We start from the raw sequence: 21294 nt of genomic DNA on the forward strand, positions 1-21294 counted from the left end.
TCGACGTAGCCGGAAGCCTCGACCGCACGCTTTCTTTACACTGCCCCCCGAGGCCGGACTATGGAGACCGTGGACGCGGGCGGCGCGAGCATTCCGAAACTCGGCCTCGGAACCTGGCAGAACACCGGGGAGACGTGCACGGAGACGGTGCGGACCGCACTCGAACTGGGGTACCGGCACGTGGACACGGCCGAGGCGTACGACAACCAGGCGGCGGTCGGCGAGGGGATCGCCGCGTCATCGGTCGACCGCGAGAGCGTGTTCCTCACGACGAAAGTGTGGCGCTCGAACCTTCGGGGGGAGGAAGTCCGCGAATCCCTCCGCGGGAGCCTCGACGAACTCGGCGTCGACTACGTCGACCTCCTCCTGATCCACTGGCCCCATCCTCGCGTCCCCGTCGCCGAGACGCTCCAGGCGATGGCAGACCTGCGGGATGACGGGCTGGTTCGCCACATCGGCGTCAGCAACTTCACCCGGTCGCAGCTGCGCGAGGCGATGGCCGTCGCCGACGCCCCCATCGTCGCGAATCAGGTGCTGTACCATCCGTACAAGGACCAGTCGGCGCTCCGCGAGTACTGTGTCGAAAACGACGTTGCGCTGACCGCGTACAGCCCGCTTGCCAGGGGCAGCGTGCTCGACGACGACCTGCTGGCGCGGATCGGCGAGCGATACGACAGCACCGCCGCGCAGGTCGCGCTCCGCTGGCTGGTCCAGCAGGACGGCGTTGTCGCTATCCCGAAGTCCACGAGCCGCGACCACCTGCAGGAGAACCTCGCGGCGTTCGAGATCTCCCTTACCGACGCCGAGATGGCGCGGATCGACGACCGCAGCGGTAGCCTCGGCGTCCGACTCCGCAACCGCCTCCCGTCGCTCGTGCGCCGCCTCCCGCTCTGAGCCCTCCCTTGAGACTTCGTTCGGCAGCGTTCTGTGGTTCCGTCCGGTGTTCGGACCCGGTATCGGCGGCTCCCCGCGGCCGGTCGCTTCCCGGACGGGTCCCGGCAGAGTGTGTCAACGAATATCGCACAAACACTAAGTGAGCGGTACGACACTGTGGGAACATGCATCCGGGTCCCGACCGATCGGCTTGTGATTCAAGCCACCAGTCCCGGCGCCCGACCGACACGAGTTCCTTTTCTGCGCAGTTTAAATTTTTCACATTTTTCACATCTAAACTGGCGTAGACTGCCACAGCGCGGGTGACCGCCCGCGCCCGGGCAGAAAACGTCAGTCGTGGCCCAGCCCCGGAGTCCTCCGACTGCGCCGTTCCGGCAGGGCCGAAGGTTATCGCACTGATCTACCACCAGCTACGACATCCCACCCACCACCAATGAACGCAGAAAACACGCAGGAGAACCGAGACGTACGATCACCGTCGACGCCGGACACGAACACCCCCCGCGACCGGGCCGCCGAACGCGTGGTGAACCGGTCGATCCGGGTGTTGCTCGACTCCAACGCCTCCCACCGGTGTGACCACTGCGGCGAGGAGATCAACGAAGGAACCCGGTACCGAAACGTCACCGTCCGTGAACGTCCCGGCGAGATATCGGACTACGCGTTCTGCAACGAGGAGTGTCTCTCCGCCGGGTTCGTCTGATCGGGTTCCGCGACGCCGACCCGGCTACTCCCCGCCGATCAGTCGCGACACCGCTCCGCCGACCGCGAAGACGATGCCGACCGGTCCGAGCGCGTTGGCGAACCGCTTGAACGCGGCGGTCAACCCCGGCTGGTCGTCGGCGGGTCCGAGGAACACGAGGTACGGTTCCTCCGCCGCTCCGTAGACGGCCATCTCGCGCCCCTTCTCGGAGTAACACGTGTCCAGCACGTCGATGAGACCGACCTCCTGCAGGTTCTCGATGTGGTACGAGACGCTCTGGACCGACGTGTCGAGTTCGGCCGCCACGTCGGTCGCCGTCCGCGGTTCATCATTCAGCGCCCGGAACACCGCTCGACTCGTGTCCGAGGACAGCGTCGCGAGGACTTCGTCCGTCCGGTCGTCGTCGATGCACAGCAGTTTTGGATCCTCGTTTCGATCGATCGCAACGTCCGATTCCGTGGGCAACAGCCCTGACATGATCCGATTAGTTCGATCAACAGCCGAGGGCCGTTTATGGGTTCGGGAGGCTCAAAACTCGTTTTCACCGACCGCAGTCCCCTGGTTCCGTCCGCCCGTCCCGTCGGCACGATGACGGTGGACACGATACGGCGGCGCGACGCGGCCGACGGCTGTGGCTGTGTCAGGTGTCGCGACCTCGACGCGGCGGTCGTCCGGCACTCCGTCGCCGACGACGTCTGGTGGACGGTCCGGCTCCTGCAGCGACACCCTTCCGTCCCCGTCATCGTCGTGGGACTGGTGGCCGGAATGGCCGCGATCAAGCCCGTCACGGCGTCAGTCGAGCCGTCGACGGGGCCGGCGAGCTGGATCGGCGCGCCGGCCCACACCGCGCTCGCCGTCCTGCTGCTCGGCGTGTTCCTCCGGGGGTACGTCGGTGCAGTCGTCGCCGGCGAGTTGACCGGCCACCGGCCGAGCGTTCGCGACGCACTGGCACACACCGGTCGACGGGGGGTCCCGCTGTTCGCGACGGTCCTCGCGATACTGCTCGTCCTGCTGCTCGCGTTCGTGCTTGCGATCGCCGTCGTCTCGCTCCTCGTGTTTCAGGTCGGCCTGCTGGGGCCGGGCGTGTTCGACGGGCTGACGCCGACGCTGCTGTTCGGTTCGATCCTGGCGGTCGTGTTCTACAAGTGCTGGATGGCCCCGGACGTCTGCGTCGTCGGCGGCACGGGACCGGTGACCGCGCTCCGGGTCAGCTGGCGGGTCACGACCGCACACTGGCGACGGGTGTGTGTCCTCCTTCTGAGCTTCGTCGTTTCGGTCGGGGGACCGCCGGCCGTCGCCGCCGCGCTCGCGGCTCTCGGCGGTGGGTCCGTTTCCGCCGTCCCGGGGACGAATGTCCTCGTCGACCTCTGGCAGTGGCTGTCGACCGTCGTCTGGTACGGCGTCGGGGTTCAGGTGTACGCCCGGTCCACCGTCGACTGACCCGGCCGCACGCCCGTCGTTCAAAATCGGTTTTGAGCTTACGGTACCGCTACTTCCACCGACACCCACGATCCGGGTGATGACGGACCGAACACCGGCAATCGAGACCCACGAGCTGACGAAACGGTATCCCGACGGGACGCTCGCGGTCGACGACCTCGACCTGTCCGTCGCCGCCGGCGAGGTGTACGGCTTCCTCGGCCCGAACGGGGCCGGCAAGTCGACGACGATCGACGTGCTCGTCGGCGTGCTGGAGCCGACCGCCGGCTCCGCGACGGTCCTCGACCGCGACGTGGCGACCGACTCCCGCGCAGTTAGGTCATCGACGGGGCTCCTGCCGGGGGAGTTCGGGCTGTTCGAGCAGTTGACCGCACGGGAGCACGTCCGGTTCGCGCTGGACTGCAAGCGCGCGTCCGGCGAAGCAGCCGCGCTGCTGGACCGCGTCGGTCTCGCCGACGCGGCCGACAGGCGGACGAAGGGGTTCTCGACCGGGATGCAGCGCCGGCTCGCGCTCGCGATGGCGCTCGCCGGCGACCCGGACCTGCTGATCCTCGACGAGCCGACGCGTGGCCTGGACCCCAACGGCGCTCGGGAGGTGCGGTCGATCGTCCGCGAGGCGGCCGCGCGCGACACGACCGTCTTCTTCTCCAGCCACAGCATGTCCCAGGTGGAGGCGGTCTGTGACAGGGTCGGCGTCCTCCGTGACGGTCGGCTGGTCGCCGAGGGCACCGTCGACACCCTGATCGGGGAACTGGACGACCGGCGGCTGGTCGTTACCGTGGACCGTGTCTCGGACGACCTCGCCGACCGGCTCGAACGCGTCGATGCCGTTTCGGGGGTGTCCATCGAGGACCGGGACGTCATCGTGTCGCTGACCACGACTCGGGGGAAAGCCGCGGTCGTCGACGCCGTCGAGTCAGCGGGCGCGGCGGTCGTGGACATCGGCGTGCGCGAGCCGTCGCTGGCGGACGTCTTCGCGGCCGCGACGACCGACGGCGGGGCAGGGACGGAGGCCGCCGCCGACGAGCCTGACCGGGCATCAGCGAACGCGGAGGGTGACGCATGAACTGGCGCTACGTCGCCCGCACCGACCTGCTCGGACTCTGTCGCTCCCGACTCCTGTGGCTGGCGACTGCCGTCGTGGGGATCCTGTGTGCGGCCGGTGCGGCCGTTCCGTCCCTGGTCAGGGAGGACCCGGCGTACACGCTCGGGGTCGAGACCCTGTTCATCGCCCTCGGAACCGTCGTTCCGTTCGTCGCGCTCGGGCTAGGGTACCGTGCGGTCGTCGGCGCGCGGGAGTCCGGAACGATGCGGTTCCTGCTCGGCCTCCCCAACCGGCGACTGGACGTGGTCGTCGGCCGCGTGCTCTCGCGTGTCGCGGCCACGCTCGCCGTCGTCGCCGTCGGCGGCGCTGCCGGACTCGTGGCGCTCGTGGCGCTCTACGACGGGACCGCGCTCGCCGGCCCCCTCGTCGTCGTGCTCGGTCTCGCCACGATGGGCGTCGTCTACGCCGTCGTCGGCGTGGCGATCTCCGCGAGCGTCGGGTCGAGCACGAAAGCCGTCGGCGGGGCCTTCGGCGCGTACGCCCTCCTGTTTTTCCTCTGGGAGCGGATTCCGCAAGCCGTGTACTGGCTCGTCGAAGGGACCGTTCCCACGGGCGGGACGCGTCCGGCCTGGTTCGCGCTGCTGCAGCGGCTGAACCCGGGCGCGGCGATCGGGGACCTCACCGTCGCGCAGTTCGAGTGGATGCGGAACGGGGCGTACGTCTCCAATCGGCCGACCGCCGCGCAGGTCGCCGGCGACGTCCCGTTCTATCTGTCCGACGCGGCTGCCGTGCCCGTCCTGCTGGCGTGGGTCGTCGGCGCCCCTCTCGTCGGCTACGTGGCGTTCCGGCGGTCCCAGGGATGACGGCGGGCGGTGACGCGACGAATTTATACGGCACGTACTGTATCTGGTGGTATGGGATACCGTGTCGTCCACTCCGGAACCCAACGGAGCGCACGCGATACCGCGTCGAACCGGCCGGCAGCGCCTCGACCGCCGCAGGGGGCACCGCCGCAGGGGGCACCGTCGCCGACGGCGAGTGCGGGCAACGGGCGACGATGACCGACGCCGAACCCCGGGAGCCGGAGGAGCTTCCCGCGGAGATCCGCGAGAACGTCCCCGACTGGGACGACGAGTACATCGACCGCGTCAGCGACCGGCTGATGTACAGCTACGACCTCGAACGCGACCACCGGGTCCGGGGCGAGCGGTTCGACCTCTACGGGGAGTTCCGGATGCGCAACCAGAAGCAGTTCCTCCACCCGGCGCTCTCCTACGCGGACCACGACACCGAGGAGTACCTGTTCGCGCGCCGGAACAGCGACGTGACGGTGGCGGATTTGGAGCGCCTCGCCGACTTCGGCAACGACCTGGCGGACGACTGGGTCGACGCCGACGAACAGCATTTCGAGACGAACTTCACGTTCGTGGTCGTCGCGGACGCCATCCCCGAAGCCGTGCGGTCGTTCGTCGACGGCTTCCGGGACCGGACCCTGCTCAAGTTCGGCTACTACGGCCACTACGAGGTGAACCTCGTCGTCGTCGCGCCGGAGCCCGAGCGCGCCGTCGAGAGCGAAGCGGCGGACATCGCTGACGCGTTCGCGCTCTGGGGCGAGGTGGAACGCAACCCCGAGGGCTTCTTCTCGCGGTTCGCTAAGCGGTTCTGGACGTAGCCGGGACCGCCGTCACGAGGACGGCGACGCCGCTACGCAACTGTGTGGCGACGTGATGCGGAGGAAGCGTGTTCCGGGGGACCGTTGACGGGCAGTCGTTCGTAGTGGTTGCTCTCACCGGTTACCGGTGAGAGCGAACACCATCAGTCGTCGCTCGGTTCGGCCGCCGGCCCGGTGCCGCCGCGGGCGTCCGTGATGTTCCCGTAGCTGATCCGGACCAGCGACAGCGCGAGGCCGATAAGCACCACCCCGAGCACGAGCTGGACGACGGCCGAGGCCTGTCCGCCGATGCCGGTCGCGCCGCCCTGGATGAGGCTGCTGTAGAGGTTCTCGTAGAACGCGACCCAGCCAAGCCCCAGCACGGTGATGGTGACCATGATCGCCATCGGCACGCCCGTGCTGATCAGCTGCTTGGACTCGTCCCAGTTGGCGAGCCAGACCGTGGCGGTCAGCAGCGCCAGTGCGGCGAGCAGCTGGTTCGCGCCGCCGAACAGCGCCCAGAGCGTCGCCCACTCGCCCGAGATGATGAGCACGTACGCCGGGAGGATCTGGATGACGGGGTTCGTGTACCGGCCACGGGCGAGCGACCCGATGCCGCCGCCGAAGCCGGTCTCCGTGCCGCTCCCCTCGGTGCCGACGATCTCCTCCATCATGTAGCGGCCGAGGCGCGCAGCCGTGTCAGTCGACGTGAGCAGGAAGCTCACGAGCACCAGCGCCATGAACGGCCCGCCGAACTCCGTCGAGAGACCGAGGCTCGTCAGGATGATCCCGCCGCCGGCCGCGAAGTTCGGGAGCGCGCCGCCGATGCCGCCGCCCGCAGCGGCGGAGGCGACGCCGGCGACCGCGAGCGTCGAGAGCGCGACCGAGGCGAGCAGGCCCTCACCGAGCATGCCGCCGTAGCCGATGAGCCGCGCGTCGCTCTCCTTGTTCAACTGCTTGGCCGTGGTGCCCGAGGACACCAGCGAGTGGAACCCGCTGATCGTCCCGCAGGCGATGGTGACGAACAGCAGCGGGAACAGCGGGTACGGCGACACGGCGTCGACGCCGAGGAACCCGGTGAACGGTTCGATGCTGTCCGCGACGACGAGCGGCTGGCTGGCCGTGCCGAACAGCGTACCGACGATGATCGCCAGCAGCGCGCCGCCGACGCCCGCGTACAGCAGGAACGACGACAGGTAGTCACGGGGCTGGAGCAGCACCCACACCGGAAGGGCGCTGGCGGCCGCGGCGTAGAGCAGGATCACCGGCACCCACGCGCCGACGTTCGGCGTGATGGTCGCACTGGCGTCCATCACCGCGCCGGGGAGCCACGCGCCGTCGCCGAGGAACTCCAGCAGAACGATCGTCCCCTCGGGGTAGGTCCCCGCCTCGACGGCCGGGAACAGTGCGACCGGGTACTGGACGCCGACCCAGACGCTCGCGAACACGCCCGCGACGAACGCGACCGTCCCGGGGATGAACGGCCCGTCGAGCTGGTAGAGGTACACGCCGAACAGCACGGCGAGCCCGATGTACAGCAGGCTCGCCGTGGCGGCCTGCGGATACGCGTTCAGGACGATGCCCACGACGAGTGCGAACACCGCCACCACGAGGATGATGGTGAGGAACGCGAACCACAGCAGCATGTCCTTGCCGCGCTCGCCGACGTACTCGCCGATGATGTAGCCGATCGACTTCCCCTCGTGGCGCATCGACCCGGACAGTGAGATGAAGTCGTGGACCGCGCCCATCAGCGGGTTGCCGATGGCGACCCACGCCAGCGCCGGGACCCACCCCCAGATCGCACCCGCGGTGATGGGACCGACGATCGGCGCACCTCCCGCGATGCTGGAGAAGTGGTGACCGAGCAACACCGGCTTCTTCGCCGGGACGTACTCCTGTCCGTCTTCGTACTTGTGTGCCGGCGTCTCACGCGAGTCGTCGAGGTCGACGAACCGCGAGAGGTAGCTCGAATACCCGATGTAGCCGGCGGTAAACGTTACGAGGACTGCCGCGACGATCCAGATGACCTGTGTCATTGGTAAACACGCTCATCAATAGCCATTATATTCAACTAGTTAATTATTTCCCTCGCGGCGAATCGAACTGCGGGTTTTCGGCGGGAAAACGCAAGCTGTCCAACTAGTTTTGGCATGCTTGCGGGTCAATCTGATCAGAACTAAACAAACGAGGGGGCGTCCGCGCGCACTTCCACGTCGAGTTCCGCGGCCACCTCCGCCAGCAGGTCCCCTTTCACTTCCCGCGTTCTGGTCTCTATCTCCGCGACCAGCGGCGGGTCGAACCGGTCGCGGACCGCGTCGAGCCGCTCCCGCTCGGTCTCGACGCGGTCGCGGAGGTAGCGCGCCCCGCGGCCGTCCTCGTCGGCGTCCGGACTCGGCGTGAGCTTGTTCGCGACGAGGCCGCGAACGCCCAGGTCCTCTCCCTGCATGTCCTCGATGGCGCGGCCGGTTTCGTTCACCGAGAGCTGGTCGGGGTTCAGCACGATGAAAAACGCCGCGTCGTTCCGGAGCGCACCGCCGGCGAACTCGAAGAACTCCTTGCGGTCCTGCAGATGCGCCAGCACCGGGTCGCCGTCCATCACGCGACGGGGCTCCCGGTTGCCGATCGCAGCCTTCTCGAAGCGGTCGATGCTCTGTTTGCGCTTGTGCATCAGCCGCTCGATCCACGACTCCAGGAACTCCGGGAGTGCGAACAGCCGCAGCGTCGACCCCGTCGGTGCGGTGTCGAAGACGACCCTGTCGTAGGGGTCTCTCTCCCGCATCACGTCCACGAACCGGTCGAACAGGGCGGCCTCGTACGCGCCGGGCGTCTGGTGGGCCATCTCCAGCTGTCGGTCGATCTCGTTGACCATCGGGGTCGACACCTGGTCGGAGAGCCGACCGCGGATCTCCCCGAGGTGTTCGCTCACTTCGGCCTCCGGGTCGATCTCCAGGGCCGAGAGCCGGTCGATACCGTCGACCGGTTCCGGTTCGTCACCGAACGACTGGTCGAACACGTCCGAGACGGAATGGGCCGGGTCCGTCGACACGACCAGCGTCTCCACGCCCTCGTCGGCGCATTTTCGGGCGTACGCACAGGAGACGGTCGTCTTGCCGACGCCGCCCTTCCCTCCGAAGAACACGAACGGCTCCATCTACACGGCACCTCCGTCCCGCGGGGTCGGGCGGCCCCGAACGCCCGAACGACCCCGGAATCGCGGCCGATGACTGGTCGCAGTCATCAGAAGTGATACCCCTCCGCTTTCCCGGCGAGCGGCGTCTCGCGGTCCCAGAGGCGGCGTTCCCAGGCTTCGAACTCGTCTTCGAGAAACGGCAGTAGCTCGGCCGTGTAGTACGACACCGGCGACGGGATGCCGAACGCATCCGGGAAGCAGGCCAGCATGAACGCGTCCTCCAGGTCCTCGGCCTCGTCCTCGATCTTCTCGTAGGCGGGGTGGCTGATCATGCCGTGGTACAGGCCGCGGAGCCACTCGTCGATGACCTCCCGGTAGGCGCTGATTCGGCTGGCGAGCGTCATCGTGTCCCACGAATGCGTTCGCCGACAAAAAGCTGCGGGTGGGTGGTCGGGGTTGGCCGGGACCCGGACGTTCAAGTTACCCGGTACCAACCCACGGGCATGGGCGATCGGATCCCGGTCACGGTGCTCTCGGGGAACCTCGGTGCTGGGAAGACGACGCTGGTGAACCACCTCCTCGAACGCTCCGGGGACCGCGAACTCGCCGTGCTGGTCAACGACATGGGCGACGTGAACGTCGACGCCGACCTCGTCGCGGCGGGCTCGGACCTCGACGTCGACGACGGCGTGGCGGAGCTGTCGAACGGCTGTATCTGCTGTGAGCTACAGGACGACCTCGAATCGGCCGTCACCCGGCTCGCCCGCGAGCGCGATTTCGACCACCTCGTCGTCGAGTCCTCCGGGATCTCCGAGCCGGCTCCGGTCGCACGCCTGTTCACGACGGAGTCCCGCGCGGCGGCCCGGTACCGCGTCAACGGTCTCGTGACGGTCGTTGACGCCCGGCTGTTCGTGGACGCGTTCGGCGGCGACGAGGTGCCCGAGCGCCGCGCGGCCGGCGAGGACGAGCGCCCCCTCTCGGACCTGCTCGTCGAACAGGTCGAGGTGTCGAACGTCGTCCTGCTGAACAAGGCCGACCTCTGTACCGAGGCCGAACTGGAGACCGCCGAGGGCCTCGTGGCGGCGCTCCAGCCCGACGCCGAGACGGCACGGACGGAGTTCTCCGCCGTCGACCCGGCGTGGCTGCTCGACGTGGAGCGGTTCGACCCCGACGCCGTGAGCGACCTGCCCGGCTGGAAGCGCGCGCTCGACGACGACGGTCACGGCGGGGACGGCGACCACCGCCACCCCGACGAGGTGTACGGCGTCTCGTCGTTCACCTACCGCCGCCGTCGGCCGTTCCACCCCGAGCGAGTCGCCGACCTCCTGCGCTCGCTTCCGGAGAGCGTCGTGCGCTCGAAGGGCACGCTCTGGGTCGCTGACAACGACCAGCGACAGACGCTCGGCCAGGCCGGGTCGTCGGTGCGAGTCACTGCCGAGGGACCGTGGGTCGCGTCGCTCCCGGCGGTCGAACAGGACCTCTACCGGTCGAACCGGCCAGACCTGGACTGGGACGACGAGCACGGCGACCGGCGGACCGAACTCGTCGTCATCGGCGTCGACATGGACGAGGCGAACGTCCGGGACAGGCTCGACGACGCGCTCGTCACGGACGCGGAGTGGTCCGAGTCGGCGTCGCTTCCGGCCGGCCCGTTCCCGGGGAGCACCGGCGAGGACGCCGTGCTCCGTGAGCCGTAGGCGTCGTTCCCGCCGGCCGCGCGGTCAGCAGGCGCAGCCGTCCGCGTGGTTCCGCTCGAAGCGCATCGCGTCGCCGCAGTCCGGACACAGCGGGGTGTCGTCCCCGTCCCGGTCCAGCCCCTCGTCGTCGACGGCGACGTCGCGGACGCGCACAGCACAGTCGTCACACCAGTACGCGCCCTTCGAGTCGGTCCCGTTGCCCGCCTCCCCGTCGTCCGTCTCCCCCGCGGACAGCGCCGACGAAACGGTACTGAGCAGTCCCATGTCACGTGCTACCAACCGAACGATATTAACTCTGTGGCTGCGTTCCGGCAAGAGATAAGTACCAGTCGCCCGGCATGTGACCCATGAGCGACGACCCGGAGGAGGGGTTCGGCGAGGGCGTCGACCGGTCGGCGGGCGACCCCCGAGTCCTGTTTGCGATGAACGCCGTCCTGTCGACGGGCTTTGCGCTGTTTATCACGTGGGGGCTGGCGTTCGTCGACGTGTGGGAGTTCACCGCCGTGAACGTGGCGACGCTCGCGATCCTCCTGTTTGCCGTGACGTACCTCGTCACGTCGTAGCGACGCCACGCCGGGTCGTCCCCTTGCAGCAGGGCGGTCCGAATCCCGACAGAGATCCGTCAGCTACTTTCGGCCCGTGGACCCCGTCTCACTGTATGTCGAGCGACGGTTCGAACCTCAACGACAACGTCCGGAAGATCATCGGTGGGTCGTCGGCGGTGATGAACCTCGCCGCTTTCACCGTGATCGGTTACATCGCCCTGGAAAACGTCGCCTACGGAGCCCTCGCCGGCGTGTTCGCGGGAATCGGCACGGGCCTGTTCCTCCCATGGTTCCTCCAGTACTCGGCCGCACAGAACCAGTCAGCGGACGACCTGCCCACCGAAACCGGCGGTGGGGACGGCGACACCTCCCGACTGGGTCTGGTCGGACTCGGCCTCGAACTCGGCGGGATCACCATGCTCGCTATCGGGTTCGCCCTCGCCGAACCGGACTTCGTATCGGGCACCGTCGCGGCCGTCGCAGTCGCGCTTACGGTCCCGGTCGTGGCGTCCGAACTGATGGGTGGGTGAACAGCAGGCTTCGCAAGGTGAGCCGGCAGTTCGTGGTACCGGGTCCGACAGGATACGCCGGTTCACAGGCCCTCCTGACTGTCGAAACCAGCGCGTCTGTCGTTCTGCTTTCGTGATGTATATTGGGGGTTTCGAACATTACTAAAGAACGTCCCGCGAGAGCCCGGTTCGAGCGACCCAACCGCGAATGCGTTCGTAGAGCAGGTCTACTACGAACAGGCCGGCGTCTACCACGCGTATCGGCGACCCATCCGGCGAACATCGCCGACGACATGCAATGATTGCTCAACGACTGGTACGCCGGGCTAGACCAGCGAACACAGGAGTTCGAGACGGACCCGACGAGCAGGGGAACACGACGCCGACTGTGGAGCGTTCGCCACGAACCGCTGCGCTCCGGGTCGGCCGCCGTGCTTCGACCGCTGGGCACGAACACGCCGTCCCGGACGGATCAATATTGTAGTAAAACAGAAATACATTCTCCACGTCCTTCGGCTGCCGTGTTGCCGGCTCTCCTCGTCTGGTCGCTGCTGACGCCTCCCTTCGTCGACTTCGGATCGGGCGGCTGCCCGTCGACCGACGGGTGTGGTCTGTCAGAAGATCCCATACTATTAATCCCCGCTCGGCGAACAGCCGGGTACGGAACTCACACATGACGACAGATGTCATTCTCGACTGCGATCCGGGACACGACGACGCGATAGCGGCGCTGCTCGCGCTGACTGCCCCCGACCTCTCCGTCCGCGCGGTCACGACGGTGGCGGGCAATCAGACGCTGGCGAAGACCACGGAGAACGCGCGGCAGGTGCTCACGCTCGCCGACCGGACCGACGTGCCCGTTGCCAGCGGGATGGACGAGCCGATGGTCCGCGACCTGATGGTCGCGGAGGACGTGCACGGCGAGTCGGGCCTCGACGGTCCCGACCTCCCCGACCCGGCCGTCGACACGCTCGACGAGCACGCGGTCGACTGCATCGCCCGCACGGCGCGGGAGGCCGGCGGCGTGACGCTCGTGCCGACGGGACCGCTCACCAACGTCGGCATGCTGCTCAAGCGGTATCCCGACATCGACCGATACGTCGACGAGATCGTGTTGATGGGGGGTGCGGTCGGGATGGGGAACTACACGCCGGCCGCGGAGTTCAACATCCTCGTCGACCCGGAGGCGGCCGACATCGTCTTCCGGTCGGACGTGCCGGTCACGATGGTCGGTCTTGACGTGACCCGCGCGGCCCGGGTCCGCACTGACGAGTTCGAGCGGTTCCGGGACCTCGGGACGGACGTCGGCGTGACCGTCGCGGAGTGGCTCGACTACTTCCTCCGCTTCCACGAGGACCGCTTCGGCTGGGACGGGGTCCCGCTTCACGACGCCTGCGCGGTGGCCGAACTGATCGACGACGACATCGTCGAGACCGAGGCGATGCACGTCGCCGTCGAAACCGCCGGCGACCACACCGCCGGTCGGACCGTCTGCGACCAGTGGGACGTGCTCGACACGGAGCCGAACGCGAGCGTCGGCGTCGACATCGACCGCGAAGCGTTCGTCGACCTTGTCGTCGACGCGGTCGCGAAGTACTGACCGGCCGTCGGGTCCGCCGTTCCGTCCCGGCTGGAGGCTCCGGAAAGGATGGCCTTATTGGGTGCCGAACCGTGGTGACAGTAACCGAATGCTTCAGCTCTCCGACGCCCTGCTAGGGACGATACTCGCGACCACGGCCTCCCTGATGTTCGCCTTCCAGTACCTGTTCGTCCGCCTCGGGACCCGGGAGGGGTCGGTGTCCGAGGTGATCTGGGTGTCGCTGTTGAGCAACGTCGTCATCCTCGTCCCGCCCGCGCTGGTCCTCTACGACGTTTCGATGTCCACGGAGGCCCTGCTCGCCTTCGCCGGCGCGGGGCTGTCGGGGTCGCTGTTCGCGCGGATCTGTATGTTCACCAGCATCGAGCGACTCGGGGCGAGCCGGACTTCGCCGATCGTGGCGTCGAACGCGCTGTTCGCGACGCTGCTGGCGGTGGTCGTGCTGGACGAGTCGCTGACCGCCGTGCATTTCCTCGGCGTGGTGCTGATAGTCGCCGGCGTCGCGGTGATCTCCTACGAGACCGCCGAGAGCCAGCGCGTCGAGGTGTCGCGGCGCGAACTGGCGCTGCTGTTTTTCGTGCCGATCCTCGGCGCGGTGTTTCTCGGCATCGAACCGATCTTCATCTCCCTCGCGCTGGGGGCGGGCGGGTCGATCATCCCCGGCACGGCGGTCGTCGTCACGACCGCGTTCATCGGATTCACGGTGTACACCCGCGCGACGACGGGGTTGCCCTCGCCCTCGATCGTCCGACAGCCCTACATGAAGTGGTACATCGCGGCGGGGGTCGCGACCACCTTCGGTCTCCTTGCGGCCTTCACGGCGCTCCAGACGGCCCCCGTCGTCATCGCCGTCCCGCTCATCCAGACCTCGCCGCTGCTGGTCATCGGGCTCTCGGCGCTGTTCCTCTCGTCGCGGCTGGAGCGCGTCACGCCCGCGGTGCTCGTCTCCACCGTGATCATCATCCTCGGCGCGACCATCGTCTCCCTCTCCGGCTAAGCGGAGTACGCCTCCAGCGTCCCGCACAGCAGGTCGACGAACCCGCCCCTGTCGACGCCCAGGGCGACGTGGGCGTTCGGCTCCGCGTCGCGGACGCCGTACCGGTCACAGACGGTCCGCCCGAGGGTGTGGTCCCCGGAGGTCTCGACGGCGACGTGCAGGTGCTCCGTCTCGACGAGGCCCGGGTCGATGACCGCCCCGACCGCCAGCGCGTCGTGGACCGGGACGCTCTCCCGGCCGTACTGCTCCTCGTGCCACCCGATGAAGTAGTCGAGCCACGCGGCAACGGTGGGACCGACCGGGTCGCCGAACCCGCGGATGCGCTCGATGTCGGCGCGGCCGAGCCGCGACTCCCGGGTCACGTCCAGGCCGACCATCGTGACCGGCACGTCCGCGTCGAACACGACCGCGGCGGCCTCCGGGTCGACGAGGATGTTGTACTCCGCGGCCGGCGTGTAGTTCCCCGTCCCGGCCGCGCCCCCCATCAACACGATCCCGTCGATGCCGTCCTCGACCGCGGGGTACTGGCGGAGCGCCGTGGCGACGTTAGTGAGGGGGCCCGTCGGTACGAGCGTCACCGACCCCTCCCTCGCGGCGTCGCGGATGACGTCGACGGCGTGGTCATCGACCGCGTCGCGGTCGGGCTCCGGCAGGTCCGGGCCGTCGAGCGCCGACTCGCCGTGCACCTCCGGGGTGGCGATCACGTCGTCCGAGCGGACCAGCGGCTCGGCCATCCCGGCGGCCACCGGCACGTCCGCCCGGTCGGCCAGCGCCAGCACGCGCCGGGCGTTCCGCGTCGTCTTCGGGAGCGTCCCGTTGCCCGCCACAGTCGTGACTGCGTCCACCTCGACCGCCTCGTGGCCCAGCGCCAGCAGCAGCGCGATCGCGTCGTCGTGGCCCGGGTCCACGTCCAGGACGACGTTCGTTGCCATACGCCACCGAGACGCGCGAGCCACATTGCTCTGTGGGTCGGCGACGGCCGAACCCCTTTGTACCCCCTCCGAGAACCCGATCGGCATGCGCAACGTCGTCGTCACCGGCGGGCTCGGCACTGCGGGAACGTGGGTCGTCGACCACCTGAACCGGGCCGGCTGGAACGTCACCTGTATCGACCTCGGGACCCCGGCGGGCGCGGGGCCGGGCGGCACCGTCGTCGACGGCGTCGAGTTCCGGAAGGGGGACCTGACCGACCACGGGCAGGCGTGGGAGCTGGTCGCCGAGAGCGACCCCGACGCGGTCGTCCACATGGCCGCCGTCCCGATGGCGGGGATCGTGTCGGAGAGCCGGACCTTCGAGACGAACGTGACGAGCACGTACAACGTGCTGACTGCGGCGGGCCGGGTGGGTGCGGACGTGGTCTGGACCTCCAGCGACGCCGTCTACGGGTCGGTGTTCGCGGACCCGCCGTGGCTCCCCGACTACCTCCCGGTCGACGAGGGCCACCCGTGCCGGCCGACGGACCCGTACGGCACGTCGAAGCAGGTCGGCGAGAACGTCGCCGCGATGACGGCGCGAAAGCACGGCGTCGACGTGGCGTCGCTCCGCCCGCCGCTCATCGAGGTCCCCGGCGAGTACCGGAGCGCCGAGCGACGGGCCGCGTTCGACCCCGAGACGGCCGAGCGGGACGGCGAGTACTGGTCCTACGTCGACGTCCGTGACGTCGCCCGCGCCGTCGAGGCCGCGCTCACGACCGACCTCGGGGGGCACGAGGCGTTCCTCGTCGCGGCCGCGGACAACTGCCTCGACCGCCCGACTGCGTCGGCTATCGAATCGGTTTACGGCGACCTCCCGGACGACTGCGAAATCGAGGGCGACGAGTCCGCGTTCTCGTCGGCGAAGGCGCGGTCGGTCCTCGGCTGGGAGCCAAGACATGGGTGGCGCTCCGCCGAGGACGAGTCGGTTGCGCCGCCCTCGTTCGACTGAACCAACCGCACAGCGAAAAGGGGGTGGAATCCGGCGCTACTCGTCGCCGCTCTCGTAGTTCTCGCCGGCGCGTTCGGGGATCCGCGTGTAGCCGAACAGCACCAGCACGACGATGACGGCCGCGTAGGGGATCGCCCCGAACAGTTCCGGGGCGATGTCGAGCCCGATCTGCTGCATGCGGACCTGGTACGCGTCGAGCCCGGCGAACAGCGCCGCCGCGCCGAACGTTGCGAGCGGGTTGTAGTTGCCCATCAGGTACGCGACGATGCCGATGAACCCGTCGCCGCTGACGATGGTCTGCCCCTGGCCGATGAACTGGCCGACCGTCGAGAGGGTCAGCGCCGACCCGCCGATCCCGGAGAGCGCGCCGGAGATCATGATGCTGATGTACCGGACGCGGTTCACGTTGACGCCGGCGGTGTCCAGCGCCTCCGGGTGTTCGCCGCTCGCGCGGACCCACATCCCGAAGGAGGTGAACTTCAGTACGTACCACGCGACGGGCACGATGACCAGCATCAGGTACGTGGTCGGGTAGTTGGTGAACAGGATCCGGCCGAGCACCGGGATCTCCGAGAGGACCGGGATCGGCACCTCGCTGAACGTCGCCACGGTCGGGCTGTTGATCTGCCCCCAGTACACGCGGCTGAAGAACGGTGCCAGGCCGAGGAACACGAACCAGACGGCCAGCCCCGCGATGATCTGGTCGGCCTTGTAGCGGATGCAGATGACGCCGAACAGGAGCGCCCCGAGCGTGCTGACGACGACTGCTGCCAGCATTCCGAGCCACACCGCACTACCGGCACCGACGGCGTCCACGCTGATGCCAGTGACCAGCACGCTCGTGAACGCGCCGGCGATCAGCAGCCCCTCGATGCCGATGTTGATTACGCCGCTTTTTTCCGCATAGAGGCCACCGACGCCGGCGAGGGTGATCGGCACGGACAGCGTCAGCGCCGTGTTGAAGAAGCCGACGCCGAGGATCCCGATCAGTTCGCTCCGGTACGGCGTGGCCAGCAGCCCGCCGACGAGGAGCACCGCGATGGCTAGCAGACCGATACGCCGCCGGGTCAGTCGTTCGCTCTCAATCATCGTTAGCCTCCGTTCCCGCAGGGGCCGTAGACGAGGAGTCGCCCAGCCCCAGGTTGCGTCCGATCATGCGCATGAACTCGGGCATCGCCACGAACAGGATGATGATGCCGCGCAGCACGCCGGCCAGCTGGCGCGGCACACCGAGCGTCAGGTCCAGTGCGATCGCGCCGCTCTTGATGACGCCGAACAGCGCGGCCGCCGGGATGACGCCAAGCGGGTTGTTCGCCGCCAGCACGGAGACGGTGATACCGTCGAACCCGACCTGCGGAACGCTGGGCTGCCAGTAGCCCAGCACCATGAACACGAACACGCCGCCGGCGAGGCCGCCGAGCAGCCCCGACAGGGTGAACGTGCGGACGATGACGCGCTTCGCGTCGACGCCGCTGTACTCCGCGGCGGCGGGCTGTTCCCCGCTCAGACGGATGTTGTACCCGAGCGTCGAGTTCTTCAACATGTAGTGTGCGCCGACGGCTATCAACAGCGTCGGGATGAAGATGAGCACGGAGAACGACGACGCCTCGGGGAAGAGGATGGCCGGCGGAACGGCGTGGTCGGGGATCAGCGCCGTCTGGACGGCGGCTCCCTCACGCAGGAACGACCGGACCGCCGTGAACGCCACCGCGCCCGCGATGAAGTTCAGCATGATCGTCGTGATGACCTCGTTGGCGTCGTAGTACGCCAGGAGAACGCCGGGGAGCGCGCCGTACAGCGCGCCGGCCAGCCCCGCGACCAGCATGCCGAAGGCGAACAGCACGAGACCGCCGATGGCGTTCGCCGGCACCAGACTCGCGGTGTACTGCACCGCGGCCGCACCCGCGAGGCCGCCGAAGATGAACTGCCCCTGCGTCCCGATGTTGAAGATGCCAGCCTGGAACGTCACTGCGACCGCGACGCCCGCAAGGATCAGCAGCGTCGTCTCGCGGAGCGTCAGGCCGAGACTGTACGGCGAGCCGATCGCGCCGTTCAGCATCACGCGGTACACCTCGATGGGGTTGTAGCAGAACTGCGTGCCGCCGAGCGTGAGGAACGGCGACTCGCAGGTCGCCACCGCGCCGGAGAGGAGCAACAGCACCGCGCCGACGGCCAGCGCCAGCGCGAGCGAGGCGAAGCTGATGAGGATCCGTTCTCTGGTCGACGCGTCGACCATCCGGCCCAGGATCCGCTCCAGCCTGTCGGGCAGGTTCGGTCCCGACCCGCTCATTCGTTCTCACCGTCGATTCCAGCCGTCTGCGAGGCGTTCGGATCGGCTTCGGGGGCCTCGTCGTCCGCCAGTTCCTGTCCGGCCATGAGCAGTCCGAGCTCGCGCTCGGTCACGGTTTCGGGGTCGACCGTGTCGATGATCTCGCCCTCGTACATCACCGCGATCCGGTCGGAGAGCTGCTGGAGCTCGTCGAGCTTCGAGGAGATGAGCAGCACGCCCCGGTCCTGCCGCCTGACGGAGAGCAGCTGCTCGTGGATGAACTCGATGCTCCCGACGTCGAGCCCCCGCGTGGGGTTGCTGGCGATGACGAGCTTCGGGTCGCGCTCGAGTTCGCGCCCGACGAGCAGTTTCTGCTGGTTCCCGCCGGAGAGGGACTTCACGGCGGTCCCGATGCCGGAGGTCCGGACGTCGTACTCCTCGACGATGTCCTCGGCGAGGTCGTCGTCCCGCATCCGGCGGCCGAGCGGGAACGTGTGCTGCTCGCCCAGAATGACGTTCTCGCCGTGGTCGAACTCCATCACGAGTCCCTGTTCCTGCCGGTCCGGCGGGATGTAGGAGAGCCCCTCGTCGTTCAGCTGGGTGCGGTCCCAGTCGGTTGCGTCCTCGCCGTCGAACGTGACCGACCCGCCGTCTATCTCGGTCAGCCCGGCGAGCGCGTCGGACAGCTCCGTCTGGCCGTTGCCGTCGACGCCGGCGATGCCGAGCGTCTCCCCCTCGCGGACCGTCAGCGAAACGTCCTCGACGGGCGTCGTGTCGTCGTGCTCGATCCGGAGGTCTGTCACGTCGAGGAGCTTCTCCCCTTTCGGATGGGGCTCGAGGTCCAGTTCGAGCAGCACCTCGTCGCCGACCATCAGCTCCGCGAGCTTGTTGTTGGTCGCCTCCTCGACCGGGAGGGTCGTGACCTTCTTCCCGTCCCGGAGCACGGAGATGTCGTCCGCGACGGTCATCGCCTCGCCGAGCTTGTGCGTGATGAAGATGATCGTCTTCCCCTGTTCGATCAGTTCGTCGAACACGTCGAACAGGGACTCGATCTCGTCGGGCGTGAGCACGGCGGTCGGCTCGTCGAGGATGAGGATGTCCGCACCGCGGTACAGCGCCTTGAGGATCTCCACGCGCTGTCTCACCCCGACGCTCACGTCCTCGACGACGGCCTCCGGGTCGATGTCGAACCCGTACCGTTCGCTGAGCTCCGCCACTTCCTGTCTGGCGGTCTCCATGTCGACGCCGACGCCGAGGGAGTCCTTCGGTTCCGACCCGAGGACGATGTTCTCGGTGACCGTCATCGGGCCGACCAGCTTGAAGTGCTGGTGGATCATCCCGATGCCTTCGTCGATGGCGTCCTGCGGGGAGTCAAAGCTCTTCTCCTCGCCGTTGATCCGGATCGTCCCGCCGTCGGGCTGGTAGAGCCCGTACAGGACGTTCATCAGCGTGGATTTCCCCGCGCCGTTCTCCCCCAGGATGACGTGGATATCGCCCCCGTCGACGCTGAGACTGACGTCGTCGTTCGCGACGACTCCCGGGAAGGTCTTTCGTATGTTCGTAAGTTCAACTGATTGGCTCATGTGTCCACGATTTGCTGCCGTATTTGATAAACGATGGTTAAATACCCTCCGTTTCCGGAGACCTCACCCACGGGGGGTCGAAGGTGTTCCCTACCCGTCAACCGTCTCCGGCGGCGATATCTCGCCGTCGATGATCTGCTGCCGAGCGCTGCTGACCATCTCGCGGGCCTCGTCGCTGACGGCGCTGCCGATGGAGTCGCCGTACACGAGCTCGTGGGCGTCGTCCTCCAGTCCCAGCGTGACGTTCGACGTCCCGTCGAACTCGCCTTCAGTCACGTTCTCGATGGTGGTGAACACTGCGGAGTCCATCCGCTTGAGCATGCTCGCGACGATGACGTCCGCGTAGTCGCTCGCGGTGATGGACTGGTCGGTGTCGACGCCGATGGCCGGGCGACCGGCCTCCTGTGCGGCCTCGAACATCCCGATGCCGGTGCCACCCGCGGCGTGGTACACGACGTCGGCATCCTCGTTGTACATCGACTGTGCGATCGACTGGCCCTGGTCGGGCGCGTTGAACGCACCCGCGTACGCGGACCGGAACTCGATGCTCTCGTCGACGCCCTTGACGCCGGCGCGGTAGCCGGCCTCGAACCGCTCGATGACGGGGTTCCGTGCGCCGCCCACGAAGCCGACGACGCCCTCGCCGGGCGCGGATGCCGTCTCCGATTCGAAGCCGTTCGTGGCGATGTGGCCCGCCAGCGTACCGGCGAGGTACGAGCCCTCGTGCTCCGAGAAGGAGATGTTCGACACGTTGTCGCGGTCCTGAACGGCGGCGTCGATCAGCGTCCAGTTCTGGTCGGGGAAGTCGGCAGAGACGTTCTCGATCGGGGTGACCTGGTCGAACGTCAGTCCGATGATGAGGTCGTAGTTCGGGTTCTGCGACGCGGCGAACTGGTTGTGGAAGTCCTGGTACTCCGAGTTGCTGCTCGGCTCACCTTCGGAGTACTCGATGCCGAGTTCCTCCTCCGCGCGGAGCAGGCCCTCCTGTGCGTTGTCGCTGAAGCCCTGGTCACCGAGGCCGGCGACCGGATACACGATCGCGACCTGAGTCGTGTCGCTCGAGCCGCTTTCCTCGTTTCCGCCGAGACAGCCGGTGAGACCGACGACCGAACCCGCTCCGAGAGCCTTTACGTATGCCCTTCTTCCTAGGCTAGTCTGTGGCATAGGCGAACAAAACGCCTGTGTTATTTATATTTAGGGGTTATATCGATATCCGATCCACTGAAAAAGATCGCGCCGCGATCCCACGCGTCGCGATCGGCCCCGCACTTCGCCCGGAGGACCCACCGTGTCAGGTCCAGCAGCCGG

At 68.0% G+C, this 21294-nt stretch carries 22 protein-coding genes; 12 read left to right on the forward strand and 10 right to left on the reverse strand.

Annotated elements, in window-relative coordinates; genetic code table 11:
• Positions 1 to 60 precede the first annotated feature (60 nt).
• Together D8896_RS15560 and D8896_RS15565 are read left to right on the forward strand one after the other, a co-directional pair.
• On the forward strand, positions 61 to 894 hold the full coding sequence (locus D8896_RS15560) for an aldo/keto reductase (protein WP_121823038.1): 834 nt from the start codon (positions 61 to 63) through the stop codon (positions 892 to 894).
• Positions 895 to 1327: 433 nt separating this feature from the next.
• The gene (locus D8896_RS15565) at positions 1328 to 1597 is read left to right on the forward strand and encodes a DUF7576 family protein (protein ID WP_121823039.1); all 270 of its coding nucleotides are present in this window, start codon (positions 1328 to 1330) and stop codon (positions 1595 to 1597) included.
• Positions 1598 to 1621: 24 nt separating this feature from the next.
• On the opposite strand, the gene D8896_RS15570 is transcribed toward D8896_RS15565, so the two are convergent.
• The gene (locus tag D8896_RS15570; RefSeq protein WP_121823040.1) at positions 1622 to 2074 is read right to left on the reverse strand and encodes an ArsR/SmtB family transcription factor; all 453 of its coding nucleotides are present in this window, start codon (positions 2072 to 2074) and stop codon (positions 1622 to 1624) included.
• A 111-nt stretch (positions 2075 to 2185) separates the two neighbouring features.
• Here D8896_RS15570 and D8896_RS15575 point away from each other — a divergent pair, with 111 nt between their 5' ends.
• From D8896_RS15575 to D8896_RS15590, 4 genes are all read left to right on the forward strand, one after another.
• Positions 2186 to 3037: a hypothetical protein gene (locus D8896_RS15575; RefSeq protein ID WP_162991597.1), complete on the forward strand. Its 852-nt coding sequence runs from the start codon at positions 2186 to 2188 to the stop codon at positions 3035 to 3037.
• Between the two features lie 79 nt (positions 3038 to 3116).
• Positions 3117 to 4103, forward strand: coding sequence for an ABC transporter ATP-binding protein (locus D8896_RS15580; protein WP_121823042.1), 987 nt, complete (start codon positions 3117 to 3119; stop codon positions 4101 to 4103).
• Positions 4100 to 4945: an ABC transporter permease subunit gene (locus D8896_RS15585; RefSeq protein ID WP_121823043.1), complete on the forward strand. Its 846-nt coding sequence runs from the start codon at positions 4100 to 4102 to the stop codon at positions 4943 to 4945. Before D8896_RS15580 ends, D8896_RS15585 begins: the two co-directional genes overlap by 4 nt.
• 194 nt (positions 4946 to 5139) lie before the next feature.
• Positions 5140 to 5754, forward strand: coding sequence for a hypothetical protein (locus tag D8896_RS15590; protein WP_121823180.1), 615 nt, complete (start codon positions 5140 to 5142; stop codon positions 5752 to 5754).
• Between the two features lie 143 nt (positions 5755 to 5897).
• Here D8896_RS15590 and D8896_RS15595 read toward each other — a convergent pair whose 3' ends face one another.
• From D8896_RS15595 to D8896_RS15605, 3 genes are all read right to left on the reverse strand, one after another.
• Positions 5898 to 7772: a carbon starvation CstA family protein gene (locus tag D8896_RS15595; protein WP_121823044.1), complete on the reverse strand. Its 1875-nt coding sequence runs from the start codon at positions 7770 to 7772 to the stop codon at positions 5898 to 5900.
• Positions 7773 to 7912: 140 nt separating this feature from the next.
• A complete protein-coding gene (locus D8896_RS15600) occupies positions 7913 to 8887 on the reverse strand; it encodes an ArsA family ATPase (protein WP_121823045.1) in 975 nt (324 codons plus the stop codon).
• 86 nt (positions 8888 to 8973) lie between these two features.
• Positions 8974 to 9270 (reverse strand): hypothetical protein, encoded by a 297-nt coding sequence (locus D8896_RS15605; RefSeq protein ID WP_121823046.1) that lies wholly within the window; start codon positions 9268 to 9270, stop codon positions 8974 to 8976.
• Between the two features lie 99 nt (positions 9271 to 9369).
• On the opposite strand from D8896_RS15605, the gene D8896_RS15610 reads away from it, so the two are divergent.
• A complete protein-coding gene (locus D8896_RS15610; protein ID WP_121823047.1) occupies positions 9370 to 10563 on the forward strand; it encodes a CobW family GTP-binding protein in 1194 nt (397 codons plus the stop codon).
• 24 nt (positions 10564 to 10587) lie between these two features.
• On the opposite strand, the gene D8896_RS15615 is transcribed toward D8896_RS15610, so the two are convergent.
• On the reverse strand, positions 10588 to 10827 hold the full coding sequence (locus D8896_RS15615) for a hypothetical protein (RefSeq protein WP_121823048.1): 240 nt from the start codon (positions 10825 to 10827) through the stop codon (positions 10588 to 10590).
• 83 nt (positions 10828 to 10910) lie between these two features.
• Here D8896_RS15615 and D8896_RS15620 point away from each other — a divergent pair, with 83 nt between their 5' ends.
• The 4 genes from D8896_RS15620 to D8896_RS15635 all read left to right on the forward strand — a co-directional run bounded on the left by D8896_RS15620 (position 10911) and on the right by D8896_RS15635 (position 14211).
• Positions 10911 to 11126, forward strand: coding sequence for a hypothetical protein (locus D8896_RS15620; protein WP_121823049.1), 216 nt, complete (start codon positions 10911 to 10913; stop codon positions 11124 to 11126).
• Positions 11127 to 11221: 95 nt separating this feature from the next.
• Positions 11222 to 11638, forward strand: coding sequence for a hypothetical protein (locus tag D8896_RS15625; RefSeq protein ID WP_121823050.1), 417 nt, complete (start codon positions 11222 to 11224; stop codon positions 11636 to 11638).
• Between the two features lie 652 nt (positions 11639 to 12290).
• Positions 12291 to 13217 carry a nucleoside hydrolase gene (locus tag D8896_RS15630; protein ID WP_121823051.1) on the forward strand — a complete coding sequence of 309 codons (927 nt, stop codon included), beginning with the start codon at positions 12291 to 12293 and terminating at the stop codon, positions 13215 to 13217.
• An 88-nt stretch (positions 13218 to 13305) separates the two neighbouring features.
• A complete protein-coding gene (locus D8896_RS15635) occupies positions 13306 to 14211 on the forward strand; it encodes an EamA family transporter (RefSeq protein WP_121823052.1) in 906 nt (301 codons plus the stop codon).
• Here the strand turns inward: D8896_RS15635 and D8896_RS15640 are convergent.
• A complete protein-coding gene (locus tag D8896_RS15640) occupies positions 14208 to 15143 on the reverse strand; it encodes a nucleoside hydrolase (protein ID WP_121823053.1) in 936 nt (311 codons plus the stop codon). The genes D8896_RS15635 and D8896_RS15640 overlap by 4 nt on opposite strands.
• 85 nt (positions 15144 to 15228) lie before the next feature.
• Here D8896_RS15640 and D8896_RS15645 point away from each other — a divergent pair, with 85 nt between their 5' ends.
• Entirely contained in the window at positions 15229 to 16134 is a 906-nt protein-coding gene (locus tag D8896_RS15645) for an NAD-dependent epimerase/dehydratase family protein (RefSeq protein WP_121823054.1), read from the forward strand.
• Between the two features lie 36 nt (positions 16135 to 16170).
• Here the strand turns inward: D8896_RS15645 and D8896_RS15650 are convergent, their stop codons facing one another.
• The 4 genes from D8896_RS15650 to D8896_RS15665 all read right to left on the reverse strand — a co-directional run bounded on the left by D8896_RS15650 (position 16171) and on the right by D8896_RS15665 (position 21021).
• Positions 16171 to 17223 carry an ABC transporter permease gene (locus D8896_RS15650; protein WP_121823055.1) on the reverse strand — a complete coding sequence of 351 codons (1053 nt, stop codon included), beginning with the start codon at positions 17221 to 17223 and terminating at the stop codon, positions 16171 to 16173.
• The gene (locus tag D8896_RS15655) at positions 17216 to 18424 is read right to left on the reverse strand and encodes an ABC transporter permease (RefSeq protein ID WP_205596851.1); all 1209 of its coding nucleotides are present in this window, start codon (positions 18422 to 18424) and stop codon (positions 17216 to 17218) included. The genes D8896_RS15650 and D8896_RS15655 overlap by 8 nt, the downstream gene beginning before the upstream one ends.
• On the reverse strand, positions 18421 to 19986 hold the full coding sequence (locus D8896_RS15660; protein ID WP_121823056.1) for an ABC transporter ATP-binding protein: 1566 nt from the start codon (positions 19984 to 19986) through the stop codon (positions 18421 to 18423). Before D8896_RS15660 ends, D8896_RS15655 begins: the two co-directional genes overlap by 4 nt.
• Positions 19987 to 20076: 90 nt before the next feature.
• On the reverse strand, positions 20077 to 21021 hold the full coding sequence (locus D8896_RS15665) for a BMP family lipoprotein (RefSeq protein ID WP_162991598.1): 945 nt from the start codon (positions 21019 to 21021) through the stop codon (positions 20077 to 20079).
• Between the last annotated feature and the right edge of the window lie 273 nt (positions 21022 to 21294).

Source organism: Halostella salina, assembly GCF_003675855.1.
GTDB lineage: Archaea > Halobacteriota > Halobacteria > Halobacteriales > Natronoarchaeaceae > Halostella > Halostella salina.

What these genes read in the sequence shown, in the direction of transcription:
- D8896_RS15585 (WP_121823043.1), top strand. Translation starts at nt 4,100, where the DNA reads ATGAACTGGCGCTACGTCGCCCGCACCGACCTGCTCGGACTCTGTCGC.
- D8896_RS15615 (WP_121823048.1), bottom strand. Translation starts at nt 10,827, where the DNA reads ATGGGACTGCTCAGTACCGTTTCGTCGGCGCTGTCCGCGGGGGAGACG.
- D8896_RS15655 (WP_205596851.1), bottom strand. Translation starts at nt 18,424, where the DNA reads ATGAGCGGGTCGGGACCGAACCTGCCCGACAGGCTGGAGCGGATCCTG.
- D8896_RS15595 (WP_121823044.1), bottom strand. Translation starts at nt 7,772, where the DNA reads ATGACACAGGTCATCTGGATCGTCGCGGCAGTCCTCGTAACGTTTACC.
- D8896_RS15605 (WP_121823046.1), bottom strand. Translation starts at nt 9,270, where the DNA reads ATGACGCTCGCCAGCCGAATCAGCGCCTACCGGGAGGTCATCGACGAG.
- D8896_RS15610 (WP_121823047.1), top strand. Translation starts at nt 9,370, where the DNA reads ATGGGCGATCGGATCCCGGTCACGGTGCTCTCGGGGAACCTCGGTGCT.
- D8896_RS15565 (WP_121823039.1), top strand. Translation starts at nt 1,328, where the DNA reads ATGAACGCAGAAAACACGCAGGAGAACCGAGACGTACGATCACCGTCG.
- D8896_RS15575 (WP_162991597.1), top strand. Translation starts at nt 2,186, where the DNA reads ATGACGGTGGACACGATACGGCGGCGCGACGCGGCCGACGGCTGTGGC.
- D8896_RS15620 (WP_121823049.1), top strand. Translation starts at nt 10,911, where the DNA reads ATGAGCGACGACCCGGAGGAGGGGTTCGGCGAGGGCGTCGACCGGTCG.
- D8896_RS15630 (WP_121823051.1), top strand. Translation starts at nt 12,291, where the DNA reads ATGACGACAGATGTCATTCTCGACTGCGATCCGGGACACGACGACGCG.
- D8896_RS15635 (WP_121823052.1), top strand. Translation starts at nt 13,306, where the DNA reads ATGCTTCAGCTCTCCGACGCCCTGCTAGGGACGATACTCGCGACCACG.
- D8896_RS15560 (WP_121823038.1), top strand. Translation starts at nt 61, where the DNA reads ATGGAGACCGTGGACGCGGGCGGCGCGAGCATTCCGAAACTCGGCCTC.
- D8896_RS15660 (WP_121823056.1), bottom strand. Translation starts at nt 19,986, where the DNA reads ATGAGCCAATCAGTTGAACTTACGAACATACGAAAGACCTTCCCGGGA.
- D8896_RS15640 (WP_121823053.1), bottom strand. Translation starts at nt 15,143, where the DNA reads ATGGCAACGAACGTCGTCCTGGACGTGGACCCGGGCCACGACGACGCG.
- D8896_RS15570 (WP_121823040.1), bottom strand. Translation starts at nt 2,074, where the DNA reads ATGTCAGGGCTGTTGCCCACGGAATCGGACGTTGCGATCGATCGAAAC.
- D8896_RS15650 (WP_121823055.1), bottom strand. Translation starts at nt 17,223, where the DNA reads ATGATTGAGAGCGAACGACTGACCCGGCGGCGTATCGGTCTGCTAGCC.
- D8896_RS15645 (WP_121823054.1), top strand. Translation starts at nt 15,229, where the DNA reads ATGCGCAACGTCGTCGTCACCGGCGGGCTCGGCACTGCGGGAACGTGG.
- D8896_RS15580 (WP_121823042.1), top strand. Translation starts at nt 3,117, where the DNA reads ATGACGGACCGAACACCGGCAATCGAGACCCACGAGCTGACGAAACGG.
- D8896_RS15625 (WP_121823050.1), top strand. Translation starts at nt 11,222, where the DNA reads ATGTCGAGCGACGGTTCGAACCTCAACGACAACGTCCGGAAGATCATC.
- D8896_RS15600 (WP_121823045.1), bottom strand. Translation starts at nt 8,887, where the DNA reads ATGGAGCCGTTCGTGTTCTTCGGAGGGAAGGGCGGCGTCGGCAAGACG.
- D8896_RS15590 (WP_121823180.1), top strand. Translation starts at nt 5,140, where the DNA reads ATGACCGACGCCGAACCCCGGGAGCCGGAGGAGCTTCCCGCGGAGATC.